Raw genomic sequence first — 20,835 nt, 5'->3', positions numbered from 1 at the left:
TCTCCTCTGGTCCGTGTCCTGCGGTGGTGAGTGGTGGTGCGGGTGAGTGGTGCTTCGGGTGGTGGCCGGTGCGGGCCCCAAGTGAGGGGGTGAGGCCCGCACCGGTGTCTCAGGGGGCGAACTGCGCCGAACCGGCGTCGTACCTTCTGCCGGGGTTCGTCGGCCGGTTGCGACCGTCGATGTCCGTGCCCGGAGCCACGACGGTGGTGCCGGGCAGCGGGCCGGCGGTGCTGGCGACCCCGGCACCGATCGCCACCGAGCCGTTCGCCAGGTGGTAGTCACCCAGCAGCGTCAGCGGGAGCTTCGTCGTGACGATGGCTGCCTGCCGGAAGGCGGGGTAGGCCCGTGCGGCGAGCACGTCCACCGTGAGGTCGTACGGCGACCGCAGCTGCGGGTTGGCACTCACCCTGGTGCTGGCCCCGCCGTCGGTGCCCGTGGTGGTCTGCAGGACCGAGTTGACCGGGTGGAGCTGCGCTCCCGGCAGGTCCATGACGCCCATGTCCCAGTTGTTGGTGTCGTTCGTCGTGCCGTCGGGGAGCGTGCCCCCGATGCCTCGGACCCAGCCGCCCACGTAGCTCCCGGCCCGGTTGTCCCAGAACAGGTCGTCGAGGAGGGTCGGCTTGGCGAACCCGGCTGCAGCCACTCCCGGTGCACTGGGGAACTGGTTCGTGTTCCGCAGCCGCTTGAGGAGCGGGTCGCTGAAGCTCGCCGTCGACAGACCGGCCGCGGCCGGGGTCCCGTCGCTCGTGATGGCCGTGGCGGTCGTCAGGTTCTTCACCACCGTGTTGTCGACCACCTCGACGAAGGCCGCGTCGTCGAGGGCGATGCCCCCACCCTCGTGGGCCGAGACGTTGTTGGCGATGGTGTTGTTGGTGATGGAGATGGTCTCCGGGGAGGACTGCGAGATGTGCGACCCCGAGGTCTGCAGCAGCCTGATCCCGCCGCCGTCGTCGTTGGCGAGGTTGGCCCGGATCTGGTTCGAGTCGATCTTCACCGGCCCCGTGCCCTCGGACAGCGTGTTCGGGTCCGCAGGGAGCTCGCCGGCGATCATCACGCCGCCGCCCTCGTCGTAGGAGCTGTTGAACCAGATGGTGTTGTGGTCCACCGATCCGCCCGGGCCGTAGCCCGCGCTGGTCGCCGCGGGGTGCGCCTGGTAGCCGTAGGCCGAGACCCCACCGCCGTACTCCGACGAGTGGTTGCCGCAGATGGCGTTGTGGTCGACCGAGTAGCCGTCGCTGCCCTCGAAGAGGCCGATGCCGCCGGCGAGATTGGTGCCGCCGTTGTCCCGGATCTGGTTGTGCGAGATGACCGGTCCGTAGTTCCGGCTGTTGCCCGCGTAGGGCGTCCCGATCCGGATGCCGCCGCCGTACGAACCGCCGTTGCCGACGATGACGTTGTTCGTCACCCTCAGGCCCATCACGGCGTTGTGGGCGTAGATGCCACCGCCCTGGGCGATGAGCGCCCCGGTGGCGCCGTACGGGGTGCTGACCCCGCCCGTGATGACGTTGACGTTCGTGGGCTGGTCCACCTGGATGCCCCCGGTGACCTGGAACCCGTCGATCATGAGCGGGTAGGCGGTGGGCACCGCGTTGCTGCTCGGCGAGAGCACCGTGAACACCGCGCCGTCAGGAACCGCTCGGGCGCCTGCGTACGACAGGCTGTTGAGCAGGGCGATCCAGGCCGTACCGCTGTCCTGGTCCGCGCTGAAGCTCGAGCCGTCGACGATGGTGCCGGGCACCCAGCTGCCGTTGGCGGCGAAGCCACCGGGACCGAAGCCCTGGACCTGGACCCGGTTGTGCACGATGAGGTTCTCGGAGTACTCGCCGCGGGGGTTGACCGCGGTCGCGGCTCCGGGTCGGACGACGACGAGCCAGTAGGGCGTCGCGTTCGTCGGGCGGGCGGCCTCGAGCGCGGCCTGGATCGTGCGGTAGGTGTTGGCACCGCTGGGTGCGACCTCTGCGATGCGGGGGTTGTTCTGCGTCGTCCCCGCGGCGCCGACGGCGTCGAGGACGTGCAGGGTCAGGCTGTTGGTCGCGTGCTGGCCGTTGGACGCGGTGATGTCGAGCTGCTGCGCGCCCGCGGCGGCGTTGGCCCCGACGCGGATCGTGATCACCTCGTCGGACCACGAGATGACGTTCGCGTTGGCGGACCCGAGGCGCACCGAGCCTGCACCCTGGCTGGCACCGAACCCGCGTCCACGGATGGTGACCAGCCGCTGGGCGTTGCTGTCGGTGAGCCGGACGTACACCTTGTCGACCGCGAACAGCTGGGGGGTCACGGGGTCCACGTCGCACACGGTGTTGTTGGCCACCGTCGTGTCGGGGGTCAGCACCGTCGCCGCCACCTGGGTCGGCGCCGTGTCGGTGACCGTGTAGAGGCCGGGCCAGCCCTGGAAGGTGGCGGAGATCGTCCTGAACCGCGGGTTGTAGTCCGTGTTGAGCGCGCCGGGCACACCCGGGTCGTTGCCGGTGAACCGGTACATGTTCGGGCACGGACCGGCCGGGACGGGGCAGTTGTAGGTGCCCGTCGAGGGCATGAGCGCCTCGTACATGCCGTTGAAGTCGGTGTGGGCCGTGTAGGCCAGCCGTCCCGCGTAGTCGTAGAGGCCGACGGGCACGTACGGAAGCCCCTGCGCCTCACCGTAGTTCGCGCTGCGCTTGTCGAGGGACAGCCCCAGGTCGTTGATCGTCAGGCCCCAGAAGTGGGTCGGGATCGGCACGTCGGTGAAGAGGCTGAACGTCGGTGCCGTGGTCTGGCCGGCCCGGACCGTGACGAGCTTGTCCTGGCAGGAGGGCCGGTCCTGTCCCTGGAACGGGCTGCCGCCCCCGGCGAGGAAGTCCTCGTCGGTCACGTTCACCTTGTGCAGGGGTCCGGCGCAGCCGGACACGATGCCGCCGGTCTGGGACGGGTCCTGGCTGGGAGGGGTGACCTCGGGTGCCGGCGGGTCGCCGGGGTCCGCGGCGATGGCCGGGGTGGCCGGGGGGTAGTTCTCCTGCGGCAGGTAGGTGTCGCCGGTGAAGACGTTGATGTCCTCCTCGGACGTGACCTTGTACATCGGCTTGCCGCCGACCGGGTTGTCGGGGATGTCGACGCCGACGATGTAGTCGCTGGCCGTCAGGGGCTGCGGGTCGTACCCGGCGTCCTTGAGGTTCGCGTACAGCGGAAGGTCGTGGTCGGGCGCCGGGTTGCGGTCGTCACCCACCGGGAAGAGGTTGAGGTTGGACTCGGAGAAGCCGTAGTTGCCGTTGACGGTCTGGGCCCCGTCGCCCTCGGTCGAGTCGCTCGGACCGGCCGTGAAACCCATCATCGGGGCCTCGACGCACATCCGGTTCGGGGCGGCACCCGACTCCGGCAGGGCCTGCTGGTCGGTCAGCTCGGCGCCGTTGTACTTGCGCGCCGTGCAGCCGCGCGGCGGGGCGTACTCCTCCGTGGTGGTCGAGTCCGCGAGCTCCGGCCCGCGGGCGAGGGCCCCGCGCTGCGGGTCGGGGTTGTCCACCAGGGTGCCGTCGGGACCGGTCACCTTGAGGGGGACGATCTCCTTGCCCTGGCGGCAGGTGTTGGCCTTGTCCTCGTCGGTGGTCGCCGTGCAGGGCTTGCTCGCGTAGAGGTGCACGTCGATGCCGGGGATGCCGGGCTGGTAGCCCTCGGTGGCGGCGTCCGCGGGGTCGAGCTCGTTGCGGGTGACGTCGTAGGTGACCGTGCCGGCGATGCCGCCGTTCTCCGCGCCGGGGACCGGCTCCACACCCCAGTCGACGCGGCCACCGAGGCCGATGACGGGCAGGACGCTGAGGTCGACCAGGCCACCGAGCTGGGTGGTCGGCTCGGTCTCGTTCTCGGCCTGCCAGGTCACGCCGGTGGTGCGGTACCGCGTGTTGAACGCCTCGAGGACCAGCCACTTGCTCAGGGGGTAGCCCTCGCGGATGTCGTAGCTGCCCTCGGTGTTGGTCGAGACCGTGTTGGTGTACTGGTCCATCAGGGAGTTGTCGCGCTCGCGCAGGGTGAGGCCGAAGCCCGGGACGCCACGCTCCCCCGGGTCACGGACCCCGTCGCCGTTGCTGTCGATGAAGACCGAGCCGTAGATGTGGGTGAACCAGCCCACGAGCATCTTCTGCCCGACGTCGACGACGTTGCCGCCCACGACCGTGACGTTGAAGCTCCACAGGATGTAGTCCTGGTCGTCGTCCCAGAGGGTCAGCTGGTAGGCGCCGTCGGGCACGTTCTTGATGTCGAAGGAACCGTTCGTCGCGCCACGGCCGACGTAGACCGCGGCGTCGCCCGCACCGAGGTCGGACAGGGCCACCCACGGGCTCTTGATCGGGCCGCCCACCTTCGCCCCGGCGAACCCGGTCTCGGGGATGACCTGCCCTCCCTGGCCGCCGACGTAGGGCAGACCGGCGACGACGCTGCCCTTGACCTCGCCCTTGGGTGCCCTGGTCCCGGAGGGGAGCGCCTTGGTCCGGACGAAGCCGAACTGCACCGCCGGCACGGGCTCGGCGCCCTTGACGATCTCGGTGTCCAGACCGGTGGAGCCCTCCTGGATCCAGATGTCGTGGTCGTGCGCGCCCTCGAGCGTGGTCGTCTGCACCCACTGGTACGTCTGTCCGGCGACCGGCGCCGGCGGGGTGACCAGCGCGGCATACCGGTTGGGTCCGAGGTTGGGGATGGTGATGACGCCGGAGGCGTCGCTCACGCACTTGCCCGTGCTGCGGGTGGTGTCGACGATCGGGCGGTCGTCCGCGTCGAAGAGGATCGGGCTGGCGACGTTCGCGGTGCGGTGCTTGTAGACCGTGCAGAGGGCGTTGCCGTAGTAGTCGACGGAGACGGGACCGAAGACGTCGGTGAGGTTGGCGGTGAAGCCGGCCCGGCCCTGCTCGGCGCCGACCTCGTAGGTGCCGTCGACGGGGGCGTTGTCCTCGAAGACCTGGATCTTGATGGTGCTGAGCGGCAGCGGGGTCGGGTTCATGGCCACCGAGACCTGCTGGGTCCCGCCCGGCGTGACGGTGAAGTGCGCACCGTCGATCTTGAAGTCCTTGGCGGTCACCGAGATGAGGTACTTGCCGGGCGGCAGCCCCTCGAGGGCCTTGGTGCGGTTCAGGTCGCTCTCGTCGCCCTGGGCCACGATCGGCGCGAACCCGCTCGTCCTGCGCGTGCTCGGCCAGGGGCAGGTGTCGGCGTAGTTCGGGTTGGTCGACCCGCCGGTCGCCCTGCTGGGCAGGCACTGGTCGGTGAGCGGGGCGGTGGCGGTGCCGGGATTGCCCGTCGCGTCCTCGTTGACGATCCACTTGTATGCCGTGACGGCATCACCCTCGTGGACGAAGCCGGCCTGCGGCCGGACGGTCCGCGCGCTCGCCACCGCGAGCGTGATGCTTCCGGGCGTCGCCGCGGCAGGAACTGCAGCCGGCGCCGCGTGCGCGACGACGGGCAGTGCGGCTGCCGGGATGCCGGCCACCATCGCCAGCAGGGCGACCACGACGGTGCGGGTGCGTGTGCGCATGAGGACCTCCAACGAGCGAGCCGGTCGAGCTGGTCGCCCCACCGGTGGGGAACACCGCCCCCGAGGGACAGACTCCGCCGCCGCTGACCGTTTGCACCCGACGACCGGCGAACCCTCACGACTTCGTCACGACCGAAACAGATTGCGGTCACTGGAGTTTCAGCCGTGAGTCACATCCGCCTCAGGATGTCGTCATCAGGGCATCAAGGACCCGACACATCGCCGTCATCGACCTGTCATGAAGTCGTCAGGAACCCGTCAGAGAGCGGCATCTGCTCCCTCAGGAGACGTTCGGATCTCATCCACACGCATGATTTCCAATGCCCCGACGTGCGTCATCCTCAGGCAGGGGTGCATTGCACGGCAGGGCACGACGAGGAAGCAGGGGACCTGGGTGAGCACGATCCTGGTGGTGGACGACGAGGAGAGGATCCGCGTCCTGCTGTCGCGCGCCCTGTCCGACGTCGGTCACCGGGTCGTGGGCGTGCCTGACGGCGACTCGGCGTTGACGCAGCTGCGGGCCCAGGACTTCGACCTCATGCTGCTCGACCTCGTCCTGCCGCGCACGAACGGGCTGGGGGTCCTCGACCGGCTCCCCGACCTCCCCTCGCCGCCGCCGGTGATCGTCCTCACCGGGATGCACGACGTGTCGGCGCGGGTGCAGGCGCTCAACAAGGGTGCGGTCGACGTGGTCGGGAAGCCGTTCGTCCTCATCGAGCTGCTCGCCCGGATCAACCGGCACCTGGGTGCCTCCGACGTCCGGACCGGCAGCGACCACCGGTTCCTGGGCACCCCGGGCCTGCGCCTGGACACCAACCGGCGCATCGTCGAGCGCGACGACCGCCGGGTCGTCCTCAGCGAGCGGGAGTCCGCGCTGCTCGCCCACCTCATGCGGCGGGCCGGCGACGTCTGCACCCGCGAGGAGCTCCTCAACGACGTGTGGGGGCTCGACTTCGATCCCGGCAGCAACCTCGTCGAGGTCTGCATCGGCCGGCTTCGTTCCAAGCTGTCCCCCCATCCCCCGATAGAGACGGTGCGTGGTGTCGGATACTGCATCCCCAACGTTTGAGCCTGCCCACCCGCGTCTGCTAATGGGCACCTGGCTGGCGACCGCGGTCGCCAGCATCTGCGCGATGCCGCTCTACCTCGGCTTCGAGACGCTCCCGTTCCACATCGCACTCGTCGTGTTCGTGACCCTGTACGGGCTGGGGCTAGGTGAGCAGCGCCTGACGCTGCCGACGCTGGGACTGTTCTGGCTGATCAGCACCGTGCAGTTCATCCTCAGCGCGATGCGCAGCGAGATCAACTGGATCGAGACCACCGAGCTGCCGTTGCTGGCGATCCTCATGTGGATGGTCATGCACAACATCCAGCGCAGGCAGCGGGCCCTGGTGCAGGTGTGGGAGATGGCCGAGAAGGAGCGCGCCCTCAGCGCGAGCCGCGAGCGCCTGACGCGGATCACCTCGCACGAGCTGCGGACCCCCTTGACCATCGCCCGGGGCTACCTCGGCCTGCTCAACGCCAGCGAGTACCGCTCCGACCGCCTGGCCGACCTCGTCGTCGTCGACGACGAGCTGCGTCGCTTGGAGCGGGTGTGCGACCGGCTGGTCCGGGCGATCTCGCTCGAGGGCGGGACCACCCGCGAGGTGGTGGACCTCGACGACGCGATGAGGGAGGTCCTCGTCCGGTGGTCGACCATCGCCGACCGCAACTGGCAGCTCGACAGCGACGTCGGCCAGCTGGTGCTCGCCCCCGAACGGCTGCGCGCCGTGCTGGACACCATGGTCGAGAACGCGTTGCGCTACACCGGGCCCGAGGCCACGATCCGCCTCTTCGCCCGCCGCTCCGCCGGGCGGGTGCAGTTCGGGGTGGCCGACTCGGGCCCGGGCCTGAGCCCGGCGCAGATCGAGACCATCAACGGCTGGCGCGAACGACCCGCCACCGCCGTCGGGGCGGCCCTGCTCGACGACGAGTTCCGCGACGAGTACTCCCAGACCGGTCTGGGCCTGGCCATGGTGCACGCCCTGGCCCGCGTCCGCAGCGGGTGGCTCGTGGCCGGCACCTCCAGGGAGGGCGGTGCCGAGCTGAGCATCGACGTCCCCGACGCGCTGCGCCCGCACCACTCCCCCGCGAGCGCCGCCGCACGAGCTGGGGCGGCCATGGCTTCGTGGCCGGCGCTGCCCCCTGTCCGGGGCGTGGAGCCCCTCCCGGCAGGTCGTGCGGGTGCGAGTCCGTATGGCGTGCAGTAGGAAGGACCCACACCCGACCCAGGCGAGAGGCACACCATGACCGAGCCGAGCACCCACGTCCCCGGAGAGGTCGCCGACGCCCAGGTGGACGAGACCGCCACGGATGGGACGACGACCGACGCAGCCGAGACCGGTTCCCCCACCTCGACGTCCGCCACCGAGGAGAAGGTCGAGCTCGACCTCGACGAGGACAAGCTCGAGGCCTGGGACGCGATCAAGAGCGACTACCAGGTCGACCCCGACGCCGAGGACGTGCCGGCCGGCACCGACGAGGACGGCATGCCTGAGGGCAACGCCCCGGGCTGAGAACCCTTCGCGGATCAGCCGGCGGCGGCCGGGGTGGCAGGGGTGGCGCCTTCGGGCGGCACCGCGGTGGCGCCCTCGGGCGGCACCGCTGACTCACCGAGGTCGATGTCCGGCTCGAGGTAGATCACCAGGGTCATGTCGGGCTCGGTGGCCCGGACGGCTGCCTCGGCGCGGTTGATGGCGTCCGCGATGGCCGCCGCGTCCGACCCGGGAGAGACCGCCAGCTTCGCGGCGACGAGCAGCTCCTCGGGCCCGAGGTGCAGGGTCTTGGCGTGGATGACCCGCTCGATGCCGTCGGTGGACGCGAGCGCGTCCTCGATGCGTCGGCGGGCCCGGGGGCTCGCTGACTCCCCGATGAGCAGCGACTTCATCTCGATCGCCAGCACGATGGCCACGGTCACCAGCAGCAGGCCGATGGCACCGGTGCCGAAGGCGTCCCAGATGCCGCTGCCCGTGATGAGCGTGAGCGAGACGCCGATGAGGGCGAAGACCAGACCGATGAGGGCCGCGAAGTCCTCGAGCAGCACCACTGGGAGCTCGGGAGCCTTGGCCGACCGGATGAACTCCCTCCACGACCGGCTGCCGCGCGACTGGTTGCTCTCCCCGACCGCGGTGCGGAACGAGAAGCCCTCCATGACGATCGAGGCCAGGAGCACCGCGATGGGCAGCCACTGCCAGCTGGTGATCGCCCCGCCGTGCAGCCGGCTCTCGTGGTACTTGTGGTACGCCTCGTACAGCGCGAACAACCCGCCGAGGCTGAAGAGCACGATGCTGACGATGAAACCGTAGACGTAGCGCTCGCGCCCGAACCCGAACGGGTGCTCGGGGGTCGCATCCCGCTTGGACTTCTTCCCGCCGAACAGCAGCAGGCCCTGGTTGCCGGAGTCGGCGAGGGAGTGCACGGACTCGGCGAGCATCGAGCTCGAACCCGAGAGCAGGAACGCGACGAACTTCGTGACGGCGATCCCCACGTTGGCGGCCAGGGCCGCAAGGATCGCTGTGGTTCCACCCTCGGCTGACATGGCCGTCAGCGTATCCGTGGGCCCGCGGTCCCGCTCGCCTCGTCCTGCCGCTCGGGCAGACCCACGACCGAGGCGTGATCCGTTCGCTCGCCGTGTCCGACTTGTCACGGTTGGTGCCGTTCGGCCGCAGTACCTCAGCCGTTCGGCCAGAACCACCGTCCACCTCTCCCCCTGCACGGCCCCTGCTGGCACTGTGTCAAGCACGCCTCATACGCGGGCGCGGAAGTCAGCCACGGCGATGGGACCGGCGATGCACACGGGGACACCTCGAGGCACACGAGTGCTCGTCGTCGTCCCCGCGTACAACGAGGCCGCCGCCATCGCCGGTGTCGTGGCCGATGTCCGCCGGAACGCCCCCTTCGCCGACCTCCTCGTCGTCGACGACGGGTCCAGGGACGAGACTGCGGCGACGGCACGGGCTGCGGGCGCGATGGTCGCGAAGCTCCCCTTCAACCTGGGCGTCGGCGGGGCGATGAGGACCGGCTTCCGGTATGCCGCCCGCAACGGTTACGACGCGGTCGTCCAGGTGGATGGCGACGGACAGCACGACGCCGCCTACATCCCGGTCCTGCTGAACGGGCTGGCGACGTCCGACGTCGTCATCGGCGCGCGCTTCGCCGGCAGTGGCGACTACGTCGTCCGGGGTCCTCGCCAGTGGGCCATGCAGGTGCTCGCGCAGGTCATGACGTGGATCCTCGGCGTGCGCCTCAACGACTCGACCTCCGGGTTCCGCGCTGCGGGGCCGGCCGCCATCCGCGTGTACGCCCAGCACTACCCGGCGGAGTACCTCGGCGACACGCTCGAGACCCTCGTCATCGCGCACAAGGCGGGGCTCACGGTCTCGCAGGTGCCCGTGGCCATGCTCCCCCGCCTCGGCGGCCACCCGAGCCGCGGCATCCTCGGGTCGACGATCGACCTCGCGCGCGCCTGCGTCGTCGTGGTCCTCGGTCTCGTCCGCGACTGGTCCCTCGCCCCGGACGGCGCTCAGTGACCCACGACGCCTACTGGCTGGGAGTCGCCGGCGGCCTCCTCATCGTCCTCGTCATCGTCGAGATGGTGCGCCGCCGGTACCTGCGCGGCAGGTACGCCCTCGTGTGGGTCGTCCTCGGCACCGGCGCTGCAACCCTGGCGCTCTTCCCGAACCTCCTCGGTCGCGCCGCAACGGCTCTGGGCGTCACCGTCCCGTTCAACCTGCTGCTGTTCCTCGGCGTGCTGGTGATGCTCGTGATGATCATGCAGCTGAGCTCCGAGGCGGGGCGGCTGCAGGAGCGCACCCGCGTCCTCGCCGAGGAGGTGGCCCTGCTCAAGACGGCTGTCGACCAGCTGTCCCGGCGCGACGCCTCGGCCGCTGCGTCTGACTCGCCGAGGGCGGAGTCGGTCCGCGCGACGTGAGCACCCTCAGTGTCGTCGTCGTCGGTTACGGCGACGAACCGGACCTGCCCGCCTGCCTGGCCGCCATCCGCGGGGAGCTGGCCGAAGGCGATGACGTGGTCCTCGTGGACAACGGCGTCACCGCCCTCCCCGACCTCACCGGCGTCCGGCTCGTGACCGCCCCGGGCAACGGCGGCTTCGCGGACGGGTGTCACCTCGGCGCGGACGCCACCGCCGGTGACGTGCTGGTCTTCGTCAACTCGGACGCCGTCATCGGTCCCGGAGCGCTCGACGCGATTAGGTCCGCGGTCCATGACCCGGGGGTCGGCCTCGCGACCGGCCTGGTCGTGATGGCCGACGACCCCGCCGTCGTCAACGCCGCCGGGAACCCGGTGCACTTCCTGGGTATCAGCTGGGCCGGAGGTTTCGGGGAGCCCTCGTCGCGCCACCAGGCGCCCCGCGACGTGGCCTCGATCAGCGGCGCGTTCTTCGCGGTCCGTCGCACGGTCTGGGAGCAGCTCGGCGGGCTCGACCGGTCCTACTTCCTCTACCACGAGGACGCGGACCTCAGCCTGCGGTGCTGGCTCGCGGGGCTCCGCGTCGTCTTCACCCCCACGGCGGTTGCCGAGCACGCCTACACCTTTGCCAAGAACCCGGACAAGATGTTCCTGCTGGAGCGAAACCGGCTGGTCACCGTTCTCACCTCCTACCCCACGCCCCTTCTGCGGCGGGTGCTACCGGCGCTCCTGGTCACCGAGCCGCTGTTGCTCGTCATGGCGGTCGCGCAGGGGTGGGCTGGACCGAAGCTGCGGTCATGGGTCTGGTTGGTGCGCAACGCCACAGCGATCCGGGCCCGTCGCCAGCGGATCCAGGCGCAGGGAGGTTCGTGGGAGCTGGTGGCGAGCCACCTGGACTCACGCATCCACCAGGAAGTCACCTCCGCCCCCGCCGCCATGGCATTCCTGAACTCGCTGCTCGCAGGCTATTGGCGCCTGACCGGATTGCAGCGGGTCTGATCAACGCTCCGACCGGGTACGCCGACGGACTTCCAACGGCACCCCCGGCAGGAAGGTGAACACCGTCCCACGATCGACGTTCGGCGACCTCAGTCGTGCGGTGAGGAATCGGGCGGCGTCTGCGTTGGCATGGTCAGGGCCGAGGGCGAGCCAGGCGCCCTGGGCGCTGGTGGGAACCTCACCCAGCCGTTCGCTGACGGTGGTCAGCATGGCCCGACGCCAACCGAAGGCAAGCCGATTGCACACCCTCGCCATGTCGAGAGGTGATGCACCACCTTCGTACTCGAGGGCCAGTTCGCGGATACGTCTGAATGCACCAGGAATGTCCATGGGCTGCGCCGACACCTCGCCGATGACGTTCCGCCCGTGCTGGACGTAGTCCTGCACCACCTCGTCCACGATCCTGATGCTCCCGACCACCGAGGCGCAGATGGCCAGCCAGTGGTCGTGCACCGCAGTGACTGCATCGACTCGGGGAAACGGCAGGGCCAGGTCCAGCAAGTCCCGACGAAACACCGATTGTGCGCCGGTCACCTGGTTCTGCACGATGAGGTCATCGAAGGCCACCTCTCGTCGAGGGGTCTTGTCCAGGAGAACGGCACCATCGGGGTGACGCACGACCCGGGCCTGACCGGCGGCAAGATTCGCCACGCCGAGCTCGGGCACGAGCCGCGAGAGCTTGTGCGGGTACCAGCGATCGTCCTGGTCAGCGAGAGCAACCCAAGCCGCTTCCCGTGGGACCAACTCCAGTGCCCGCTCGAAGTTCAGGTAGAAGCCCCGACGACGGCCGTCGCCGTGGACCGAGAACCGTGAATCGCCTCCCACTGCGGAGTGCTTCAGCGACTCGATGGCGTCCGCGTCCGAGTCGCAGGAGATCACGCACTGGAAGTCGCTCCACTCCTGTGCCTGGATCGACCGGAGCTGCACCGTGAAGAGCTCGGGGTCGGGCTTGTAGGCCGCCATCGCGATGGCGCCAGCGGCGTGGTGTCTCATCTGACCTGCACCGCCTGACGGTTGACCCTCTGAAGGACAGCGACGACCTGCCACGAGACCGCAACGATCTCGGCCGCCGCCATCGACCACGCGATGCCCACGGCACCGTGGTTTCGCCCGAACACGACCGCCACGGCGACCAACACGGCAGTCCCGGTCAAGGTGCTGCCGGCAAGGACCCGGGACATCCCGAGTGGCATCAGGACCACCAAGGCCGTCACCTGTCCCACGACGAGCACCCCCGCAGCCACCCCGAACGGCACGAGCAGTGTGCTGTCCAGGGCCACCCGCCCTCCCGACAGGACATCGGCAAGACGCGCGCCGAGGAACACGATGACGCCGCCCGCGATGGTTCCCACTGCCATGGCACCGATCAGCGCCTGGCGCGACCGCCGGTACACGAGCACGGCCTCCCTGGGCACCCATCCCTGAAGGAACTGGACCACAGGGCCGAAGGCAGTGAGGGCATACCGGAACAACCGGTCCGACATGGCGAAGGGCGGCAGGCCCGACGCCGCCCACCTGCCGACCATCAACATCGGCAGGTAGCTGTTGGCGCTCCCAGCCCACGACGCGGCCAGTCCGTTCCTGTTCCGACCCACGTATGACGCTGCTGCCCGCCAACCCCACGCGCGGGGGCCGAGACTGATCGGTCCGTCCCGGCCAACGGCACCGATCCCCAACAGCACCGCGACCACATTGCCCCCCAGGACGCACAGCGCGTACCCCACGACTCCTGCGTGAGCCACCACGAGCAGTCCGGCGAGGACGCCCGCCACCTGGGGTACCGCGTCCAGGAGGAAGAGCCGGTTCGGAGCGGACTGCCCGACGAAGTACCAAGACGCACCCATCACGGGAACGAGGCTCGCCACGGCGAGCAGGGCGAGCTCCCTGCCGTTGTCGGGCGCCCACAGCAGGACGATGGCGATCAGGACCGGCGCGACGATCACGAAGGCGTATGTGCGCGTCACCAGGCTCTGGGCGAAGAGCACGGAGCGAGTCGGCGGGTCCCCCATGGCGATGAGTGATGGGCCCACCGTCACCCAGCCCAGGGACACCAGTGCCGAAGCCAGGGCAGATGCGGACTGGGCGAACGCGACACCTCCCCACGTCGCTGCTCCCAGCACCCTGACCAGGGTCACGACCTGGACGAGGCCTGTGCCGGCGACAAGGACGACGACCCACCCGTATCCGGCCACACTCCGCAACGCGCGTGTGGAGGGGCGGCTCATCGTGGGTGGGAAGCAGACGTCAGACGACGCACCGCCGCAGTGACGCGGTCGATGCTCCGAAACGTTCCGATGACGGTCAGCCAGTAGGGAATTGCGACCCTCTGGTAGGCGGACTGTCGTCGTAGGACTCGACTGAGGATCCGCAACGGCAGTCGAACCAACCGCTGCTGGGGGGTCATGATCCTGGTGAGACCGTGGAGGCTCGAGAGTGCGGGCAGGGAGGCTTGGGCCTGGTCAGCGTGGCTCGTCCCGGCGCGAACACCCACCAGATAGAGATCGAACGACGTGGCGTTGTAGACGAGCTGGTGCGCCGAGAACCACTCGTCGACGGGAAGGGCGGACACCTGCGCAGCCGTCACGTTGCAGTAGTAGTCGAGCCCCTCGAACTGGGTGCCGGGAGAGTCGATGACGGTAGTGCGTCGGGTCCCGTGCTCGACTCGACCTGTCGAGGCGCAGGACACGACCACCAGCCCCCCGGGGCGGGTCAGGCGAACCATGTTGGCCAGCGTCGCCCGCCAGTGAGGATCGTGCTCGAAGCACTCTGCGGACAACGCGATGTCCCAGCTGCCATCGAGATCATCCACCTCGTGCCCGTAACCGATCCTGTCCACCCCCGGGCCGTCGACGAGGTCGACCCCGCAGTACTGACCCGCCGTGGAGAACATGGCGCGCACTGACCCGTTCACGTCGTAGGAGCCGATCTCCAGCACGTTCGCTGATGCCGTCAGGTCCCTGTTGGCATCGGCGCACAGCCTGAAGAACGCCAGTTGCTCCGGGTGGCTCATGAGCTCCTCACTCGATCAGGGCGGGACGCGCGGCTCCTTGGCCTGCCCCCCGCTTCACCGGCGCATCCTATGCCGACGCGGCCTCGCTCCAGCGGACATCAGCCGGACGGCGAGGGACCACTCGATGACGGGGCCAGGAGGTCAGCCGGCGCTCACCTAGGCTTGATCCATGGCCGCACCCATGCTCCTGTCCGCATCCCTCCTGACCGTGAGTCGCTGATGGCCGGCGGACTCTTCGCCCTCCTCGACGACGTCGCCGTCCTGGCCAAGGCCGCTGCCGCGTCGATCGACGACGTCGGTGCCGCCGCTGGTCGTGCCAGCGCCAAGGCGGCGGGCGTGATCGTCGACGACACGGCGGTCACTCCTCGCTACGTCGAGGGCATCGACCCGAAGCGGGAGCTGCCCGTCATCAGGACGATCGCGATCGGCTCCCTGCGGAACAAGCTCCTCTTCATCCTCCCCGCGGCGTTGCTGCTCAGCCAGTTCCTTCCCTGGGCTCTCACCCCGCTCCTCATGGTCGGTGGCACCTACCTCTGCTTCGAGGGCGTCGAGAAGATCTGGGAACGCCTCGCCCACCACGACGAGGCCGGCGTCCACTCCGGTGAGGAGCGGGTCGCGGACGAGAAGCAGATCACCAGCAGCGCGATCCGCACCGACTTCATCCTGTCCGGCGAGATCATGGTGATCTCGCTCAACGAGGTGAAGTCGGAGCCGTTCGTCAGTCGCGCGGTCATCCTCGTCGTGGTCGCCCTAGCCATCACCGTGCTCGTGTACGGCGTCGTGGCCCTGATCGTGAAGATGGACGACGTCGGGCTGCACCTGTCCCGGTCGGGGTCAAGCGCCGGTCGGAGCTTCGGGAACGGTCTCGTCCGCGCCATGCCACCGTTGCTGTCGACCCTGTCGGTGGTTGGTGTCGCCGCCATGATCTGGGTCGGTGGCCACATCCTCCTGGTCGGCCTCGACGAGCTCGGTCTCCACGCGCCATACGGGTGGGTGCACCATGCGGAGGAAGCGGTGCACGACGCCACCGGCGCCCTCGGGGGCGTCCTGGGCTGGCTCACCAACACGGTGGGGTCGGCGATCCTGGGCCTGGTCGTCGGAGCGGTCGTCGTCGCGGTCGTCCAGGCCGTCCACCGGAGTCGGGGCGGGTCGGCCGCCGGGCACTGAGCGCGACCGCGAGGCGACCCGCCAACCCGGACCCGCCGACCCGGACCCGGTGGTCCCTTCGGACAGATGTGGGGCCGTGGATCCCTCCTGCCACGCCTGTACCGCGATAATCCTGCGGTGACCTCGGACAGCACCCGACTGCGCGCCTTGCTCGTGAGGTGCCTGGTTGCCGTCCCCGTCTGGCTCGTCGCCGCCCTCACCGTGAACCTCTGCGTCGAGCTGGTGCGCCGCCTCGGTCTGGGTTGGGACTCCCACGCCTACTGGCTGGCCTGGCACGGACCGATGTATGACGCGGCCCCCAACACCGTCGACGCCTACCTGTACAGCCCGGCGTTCGCCCAAGCCTTCTGGCCCCTGGCCCAGCTGCCGTGGCCGGTGGCCTGCGCCGTCACGGTCGCGGCTCCCGCTGCTGCCCTGGCCTGGCTCCTGCGTCCACTCGGGGCCTTCTGGGCCATCCCCCTCTGGCTGATCGGCCTGGCGGAGACGTTGTCGGGCAACATCTTCTGGCTCCTGGCCCTCTGCACCCTCTGGGGCCTGAGGCACCCGTGGTTGTGGGCGATCCCGGCCCTGACGAAGGTGACTCCGGCGCTGGGCCCCGTGTGGTTCGCGGTTCGTCGTGAGTGGCGCCAGCTGGGCGTGAGCGTCGGCGCCACGGCGCTCGTGGTGGCGGTGTCGTACGCCATCTCCCCCGAGCTCTGGTCGCAGTGGCTGACCTTCCTGACCGACAACGCCGGCGGGGCAGGCCACGGCCTGGGGTCGGCGTTCTCCCTGCCCCTCGTCGTCCGCCTCCCCCTGGCCCTCGCGCTCGTCGTCGCAGGAGCGCTGACTGAGCGCCGGTGGCTGCTGCCCGTCGCGATGGTCGTGGCCACACCGGTGACGAGCATCGCCTGCTGGGTCGTCCTGGCCGCCATCCCACGCATCCAGCGGGACCGGCTCCAGCGAGACCAGCCCGCTCCCCTGGCCGCGCGCGTGCGGGATCGCGTGCAGGGCGCGGCGAACCGACCGTGAGCGGCGCCGGCCCGCAGACGGCAATTCATGACACCGGGCTCGACGTCCAGCGACCCTCCTGGGTGGTGCGGTGGGCTCCCTTGGTGGCGTTCGGCCTCCTCCTGCTGGGCCTGGCCCGCCATGCCGGTTCGGGCATCTCCGACCCCGACACCCTGTGGCACGTCCTCGCCGGCGACCACCTGTGGGACTCCCACCAGTTCGCGGGCCCGGACCCGCTCTCCCGCTTCACGGTCGAACCCTGGGTGCTCAACCAGTGGCTCCCCGAGCTCGGTATGGCGCTGGCGAACCACCTCGGCGGCCTCGCCGCCGTCAGCTGGGTCACCCACGTGGCCCGCGTCGGGGTCTGCCTCGTCATCTTCGTCGCGTGCCGCTCCGTCGCCGGGCCGCTGGCCGCCGCCTTCGTGGCCAGCGCCGCAGTGCTCGGCACGGCCGACAGCCTGAGCCCCAGGCCGCAGCTCGTCGGCTTCCTCCTGCTCGGTGTCGTCCTGCTCGCCTGGCTGCGCACCGCAGGGGACGGACGGACCCGCTGGTGGCTGGTGGCGGTCATGTGGCTGTGGGCGTGCTGCCACGGCACCTGGGTGGCCGGGGTCACCGTCGGTGCGGCGGTGGTCGTCGGACTGGCCCTGGACCGCAGGGTGTCGCGCCGACACCTGATCCGCTTGGGGTCCGTCGTCGCCGCCGGAGCTCTCGTCACCGCGATCACTCCGCTCGGTCCGAGGTTGTACGAGAGCTTTGCGACGGTGCGGGCGGTCAGCCCGTACATCCTCGAGTGGCGGCTGCCCACGCTCACCAGCCCGTCGGTCGTGGTCACCCTCGGGCTGGCCCTCGCCGTGCCCCTCCTGTGGTGGGTCGCCCGCCGGCGCCCCGACCGGGTCCAGCTGCTGCTGTGGCTGGTCGGGGTCGGCTGGGGTGCCAGCTCGATGCGCACCGTGGCCATCGGCGCGATCATCCTCGCCCCGCTCGCCGCGCAGGCCCTCGACACCGCCATGCGCCGTCCACGCACCGCGACGACGCGGTCGGAGGCCGCGGTGGTGGCCGGCGCCGCCGTGCTCAGCATCGCGCTCGCCGCGATCCTCGCCGTCGGCGGTCCGTCCGACCCCCAGAAGGTTCCGGCCGCACTCGACACGACGCTCTCGTCGCTGCCGGCCGGCACCGTCGTGTGGAACAGCGACCTGCTCGGGGGTTGGCTGATGTGGAGCCACCCCGACCTCGCCCACACCTCCGACACCCGAGCCGAGCTCTACGGACCGGTCAAGGCGCGCGACTACCTCACCGTGATCGACGCGCGCCCGGGGTGGGAGGACCCGTTCGACTCCGTCCACCCGGCAGCAGCCCTCGTGGAGGAGCGCTCCGGGCTCGCGACGGCTCTGCACTCACGTGGCTGGAGCGTCTCCGGTCGGGACGCCGGCTACGTCCTGCTGCTGCGCGGCTAGGGGTACCGAGCAGCACGACCGCGCACCATCGTCCGTTCGGTCAGGGCCGAGCAGGGTGAACGTCTGCATGTGGTCCGCGGCTGTTCCACCCCGTCGACCCGGACCCTAGATTCGCAGTACTGCCAATCTGGAGGACCCATGTACCGAGGACTCACCGTCGCCGTGGTCGTACCGGCGCACAACGAGCACCTCCTCATCGGCCAGACGGTCCGCACGATGCCGGAGCTCGTCGACCACATCATCGTCGTCGACGACGCGAGCAGCGACGACACCGCCGAGGCCGCCAAGGCCGTCGGCGACTCCCGCTGCCAGGTCATCCGGCTCCTCGAGAACCAGGGCGTCGGCGGCGCCGTCCTCACCGGGCACGAGACGGCCCTCGCCCTCGACGCCGACGTCTCGGTGGTGATGGCCGGCGACGCGCAGATGGACCCCGACTACCTCCCCGCACTGCTGGACCCCATCGCCTCCCGGCAGGCGCAGTTCACCAAGGGCAACCGGTTCTACGGCCGCGGCTCCTTCGACGGCATGCCGCGTCACCGCGTCGTGGGGAACCTCGCCCTGTCGTTCCTCACCAAGGCCGCTTCCGGCTACTGGAACCTCTTCGACCCCCTCAACGGCTACACCGCCATCAGCCGCGAGGCGTTGCAGCGCCTCGACATGCGGCACGTGTCGCGGCGCTACGAGTTCGAGAACGACCTCCTGATCCACCTCAACATCCTGCGGGTGCCCGCGGTCGACGTCGCGATCCCCGCGAAGTACGGCACCGAGGTCTCGGGCATCAACCTGCGCAAGCAGGCGCCTCGAGCCCTCTCCCACCTCGCGAGGGGCTTCTGGACCCGGATCTGGTGGAAGTACGTCCTGCAGTCGTTCTCGGCGGTCGCCCTCATGCTCTTCGGTGGACTCGCCCTGACCGGGTTCGGCCTGGCAGTGAGCGCCTGGACGGTCGTGCACACGCTCGGCCCGGCGACGGCGAGCGCGGGCACCGTCGTCCTGGCCATCGCTCCCCTGCTCAGCGGGTTCCACATGCTGATCCACGCCATGGTGCTCGACATCCAGGACAACCAGAACGCGCGGTGAGCTCTCCGGCGGCGCGCTTGTAACCGCCGGTAGCCTGCGACGGTGACCTCAGCGAGTGGAAACCTGACGTGGGAGCCGGCCGCGCGCCATACCGAGCTGTTGGCGCCCGCGGTCGTCGACGCGCTCGGGCACGCGCCCAGTGCGAAGGTCGCGCCGATCGACGCGACGCTGGCCGACACAGCCGCGTTCTGCGAGGCCTACGACGTGGGGCTGGAGCACTCCGCCAACTGCGTCGTCGTGGCCGGCAAGCGCGCCGGGGAGATCCGGTATGCCGCGGTGATGGTGCTCGCGTCGGCGCGGGCCGATGTCAACGGCGCCGTGCGGCGCCACCTTGACGTGCGCAAGATCAGCTTCGCGCCGCACGACGACGCCGTGGAGCTGACCGGGATGGAGTTCGGGGGCATCACCCCGATCGGCCTGCCGTCGGACTGGCCGGTCCTGGTCGACTCAGCGGTGGTCGCCGCGGGCGAGGTGGTCATCGGCAGCGGGATCCGCGGCAGCAAGATCCTGCTCGACGCCCGGGACCTCGCGTCCCTCCCCGGTGCCACGGTCCTGGACCTCGCGGTCCCGGCGCGCGACGCCTGATCCCGGCCACCGGGCCAGGGCGGCCAGGTAGCCGATCCCCAGGATGGTCCAGGTCGCGTCGACGACGGGCTGGGCCGCACCCACGTCGAGGTGCGCCTGCGCGACGAGCACCATCGGGGGCAGGTACATCACGGCGAAGGTCACGGCCAGTCCCAGCCACCAGCGCCGCACCAGCAGGACGACCATCACCGGAACCACCCACACCCAGTGGTGCGTCCAGGAGATCGGCGAGACGAGCAGGCCCCCGACGGCCAGCGCCGTGACGGCGGCGAGGTGGTCGTGGCGGCCGAGGGTCCGCCAGGTGGCGGCCGCGGCCAGGACGACCACCAGCACCACGAGCGCCAGCCAGACGACATCCGGCACGCCTAGGGCGAACCGGTCGAGCGCGGCACCGAGCGACTGGTTGCCGTAGCCGGCCGCCTCGTCACCGAACCGCCCGAGGTCGCTCGCCCCACCGGACCAGAAGGTCGCGGACGCCGAGGGTGCGACGATGAACCCGACGACGACGGTCGCGACCACCGTCGCCGCGACCCGGGCCAGGGCGGACCACTCGCGCCGCAGGAGGAGGTAGCCGAGGAAGACGGCCGGGGTGAGCTTCACGGCGATGGCCAGGCCCAGCAGCACCCCTCGCCGGCGTCGGGGGACGACGAGCAGGTCCACCGCGACGAGGGCCGCCAGCACCAGGTTGACCTGCCCGAGGATGAGGGTCCGCTGCACGGCTTCCGTGGTCAGGGCGGCTAGGAGGAGCAGACCCCCCACGAGCACGGGCGGCGACGACAGCCGGGGCTGCGGACCGGGGCCGACCGCGCCGACGCTCACGGCGACCACGACGAGGAGGGCGAGCAGCGACAGCACGGACACGACCACTCCGGCCCCGCCGGTCCCGAGGACCGCCAGGGGGACGAACAGGACCGCCGCGAACGGGGGGTACGTGAACGGCAGCACCTGGTCGCGCACGGCATACAGGTCCGCGCCGTCGAGCAGCGCGTGGCCGCCGCGCACGTACACCGCGACGTCCGCCAGGGTCCACGTCGCCGGGTCCACCCAGCGGATCCAGAGCAGCACGAGCAGCAGGGCCCCACCCGCCGCGAGGGCGG

General features: G+C 70.3%; 16 protein-coding genes and 1 pseudogene. 11 read left to right on the top strand and 6 right to left on the bottom strand.

What is annotated here, in order from left to right:
• Nucleotides 1–109: 109 nt before the first annotated feature.
• Nucleotides 110–5,494 (bottom strand): IPT/TIG domain-containing protein, encoded by a 5,385-nt coding sequence (locus tag ASC58_RS06570; RefSeq protein WP_056918739.1) that lies wholly within the window; start codon nt 5,492–5,494, stop codon nt 110–112.
• 394 nt (nt 5,495–5,888) lie between these two features.
• On the opposite strand from ASC58_RS06570, the gene ASC58_RS06565 reads away from it, so the two are divergent.
• From ASC58_RS06565 to ASC58_RS06555, 3 genes are read left to right on the top strand one after another with little or no spacing between them, the layout of a single operon-like run.
• On the top strand, nt 5,889–6,563 hold the full coding sequence (locus ASC58_RS06565) for a response regulator transcription factor (RefSeq protein ID WP_056918738.1): 675 nt from the start codon (nt 5,889–5,891) through the stop codon (nt 6,561–6,563).
• A gap of 22 nt (nt 6,564–6,585) precedes the next feature.
• A complete protein-coding gene (locus tag ASC58_RS06560) occupies nt 6,586–7,743 on the top strand; it encodes a sensor histidine kinase KdpD (RefSeq protein WP_056918737.1) in 1,158 nt (385 codons plus the stop codon).
• A gap of 36 nt (nt 7,744–7,779) precedes the next feature.
• Nucleotides 7,780–8,049, top strand: a complete 270-nt coding sequence (locus ASC58_RS06555) for a hypothetical protein (RefSeq protein ID WP_056916893.1) — start codon at nt 7,780–7,782, stop codon at nt 8,047–8,049.
• Nucleotides 8,050–8,063: 14 nt separating this feature from the next.
• On the opposite strand, the gene ASC58_RS06550 is transcribed toward ASC58_RS06555, so the two are convergent.
• Nucleotides 8,064–9,071 (bottom strand): cation diffusion facilitator family transporter, encoded by a 1,008-nt coding sequence (locus ASC58_RS06550; RefSeq protein WP_056918736.1) that lies wholly within the window; start codon nt 9,069–9,071, stop codon nt 8,064–8,066.
• A 280-nt stretch (nt 9,072–9,351) separates the two neighbouring features.
• On the opposite strand from ASC58_RS06550, the gene ASC58_RS06545 reads away from it, so the two are divergent.
• From ASC58_RS06545 to ASC58_RS06535, 3 genes are read left to right on the top strand one after another with little or no spacing between them, the layout of a single operon-like run.
• A complete protein-coding gene (locus ASC58_RS06545; protein WP_235529123.1) occupies nt 9,352–10,062 on the top strand; it encodes a glycosyltransferase family 2 protein in 711 nt (236 codons plus the stop codon).
• Nucleotides 10,059–10,463 carry a DUF2304 domain-containing protein gene (locus ASC58_RS06540; protein ID WP_056918735.1) on the top strand — a complete coding sequence of 135 codons (405 nt, stop codon included), beginning with the start codon at nt 10,059–10,061 and terminating at the stop codon, nt 10,461–10,463. Before ASC58_RS06545 ends, ASC58_RS06540 begins: the two co-directional genes overlap by 4 nt.
• The gene (locus tag ASC58_RS06535) at nt 10,460–11,458 is read left to right on the top strand and encodes a glycosyltransferase family 2 protein (protein WP_056918734.1); all 999 of its coding nucleotides are present in this window, start codon (nt 10,460–10,462) and stop codon (nt 11,456–11,458) included. The genes ASC58_RS06540 and ASC58_RS06535 overlap by 4 nt, the downstream gene beginning before the upstream one ends.
• Here ASC58_RS06535 and ASC58_RS06530 read toward each other — a convergent pair whose 3' ends face one another.
• From ASC58_RS06530 to ASC58_RS06520, 3 genes are all read right to left on the bottom strand, one after another.
• A complete protein-coding gene (locus tag ASC58_RS06530) occupies nt 11,459–12,451 on the bottom strand; it encodes a glycosyltransferase (protein ID WP_056918733.1) in 993 nt (330 codons plus the stop codon).
• The gene (locus tag ASC58_RS06525; protein ID WP_157598386.1) at nt 12,448–13,593 is read right to left on the bottom strand and encodes a hypothetical protein; all 1,146 of its coding nucleotides are present in this window, start codon (nt 13,591–13,593) and stop codon (nt 12,448–12,450) included. The genes ASC58_RS06530 and ASC58_RS06525 overlap by 4 nt, the downstream gene beginning before the upstream one ends.
• Before the next feature lie 86 nt (nt 13,594–13,679).
• A complete protein-coding gene (locus tag ASC58_RS06520) occupies nt 13,680–14,468 on the bottom strand; it encodes a bifunctional 2-polyprenyl-6-hydroxyphenol methylase/3-demethylubiquinol 3-O-methyltransferase UbiG (protein WP_056918731.1) in 789 nt (262 codons plus the stop codon).
• Nucleotides 14,469–14,687: 219 nt separating this feature from the next.
• On the opposite strand from ASC58_RS06520, the gene ASC58_RS06515 reads away from it, so the two are divergent.
• The 5 genes from ASC58_RS06515 to ASC58_RS20505 all read left to right on the top strand — a co-directional run bounded on the left by ASC58_RS06515 (nt 14,688) and on the right by ASC58_RS20505 (nt 19,738).
• On the top strand, nt 14,688–15,635 hold the full coding sequence (locus ASC58_RS06515; protein ID WP_056916882.1) for a DUF808 domain-containing protein: 948 nt from the start codon (nt 14,688–14,690) through the stop codon (nt 15,633–15,635).
• A 117-nt stretch (nt 15,636–15,752) separates the two neighbouring features.
• A complete protein-coding gene (locus tag ASC58_RS06510; protein ID WP_056918730.1) occupies nt 15,753–16,643 on the top strand; it encodes a glycosyltransferase family 87 protein in 891 nt (296 codons plus the stop codon).
• An 83-nt stretch (nt 16,644–16,726) separates the two neighbouring features.
• On the top strand, nt 16,727–18,076 hold the full coding sequence (locus ASC58_RS06505; RefSeq protein WP_056918729.1) for a hypothetical protein: 1,350 nt from the start codon (nt 16,727–16,729) through the stop codon (nt 18,074–18,076).
• 138 nt (nt 18,077–18,214) lie between these two features.
• On the top strand, nt 18,215–19,153 hold the full coding sequence (locus tag ASC58_RS06500; protein ID WP_056918728.1) for a glycosyltransferase family 2 protein: 939 nt from the start codon (nt 18,215–18,217) through the stop codon (nt 19,151–19,153).
• A gap of 42 nt (nt 19,154–19,195) precedes the next feature.
• Complete coding sequence (locus ASC58_RS20505; protein ID WP_082553023.1) at nt 19,196–19,738, top strand: YbaK/EbsC family protein; 543 nt, start codon at nt 19,196–19,198, stop codon at nt 19,736–19,738.
• A 237-nt stretch (nt 19,739–19,975) separates the two neighbouring features.
• On the opposite strand, the pseudogene ASC58_RS21560 reads toward ASC58_RS20505, so the two are convergent.
• Nucleotides 19,976–20,683 (bottom strand): annotated as a pseudogene (locus ASC58_RS21560) (glycosyltransferase family 87 protein); the annotation flags it as partial.
• Nucleotides 20,684–20,835: the final 152 nt, after the last annotated feature.

The organism is Phycicoccus sp. Root101 (assembly GCF_001426245.1).
Taxonomy (GTDB): domain Bacteria; phylum Actinomycetota; class Actinomycetes; order Actinomycetales; family Dermatophilaceae; genus Pedococcus.
Note: the sequence above shows the minus strand (reverse complement) of the source record. Positions and strands in the feature narration are given on the sequence as shown.

Coding starts and splice junctions, on each gene's coding strand:
- ASC58_RS06570 (WP_056918739.1), bottom strand. CDS start 5,494: ATGCGCACACGCACCCGCACCGTCGTGGTCGCCCTGCTGGCGATGGTG.
- ASC58_RS06560 (WP_056918737.1), top strand. CDS start 6,586: ATGGGCACCTGGCTGGCGACCGCGGTCGCCAGCATCTGCGCGATGCCG.
- ASC58_RS06555 (WP_056916893.1), top strand. CDS start 7,780: ATGACCGAGCCGAGCACCCACGTCCCCGGAGAGGTCGCCGACGCCCAG.
- ASC58_RS06550 (WP_056918736.1), bottom strand. CDS start 9,071: ATGTCAGCCGAGGGTGGAACCACAGCGATCCTTGCGGCCCTGGCCGCC.
- ASC58_RS06530 (WP_056918733.1), bottom strand. CDS start 12,451: ATGAGACACCACGCCGCTGGCGCCATCGCGATGGCGGCCTACAAGCCC.
- ASC58_RS06520 (WP_056918731.1), bottom strand. CDS start 14,468: ATGAGCCACCCGGAGCAACTGGCGTTCTTCAGGCTGTGCGCCGATGCC.
- ASC58_RS06515 (WP_056916882.1), top strand. CDS start 14,688: ATGGCCGGCGGACTCTTCGCCCTCCTCGACGACGTCGCCGTCCTGGCC.
- ASC58_RS06500 (WP_056918728.1), top strand. CDS start 18,215: ATGTACCGAGGACTCACCGTCGCCGTGGTCGTACCGGCGCACAACGAG.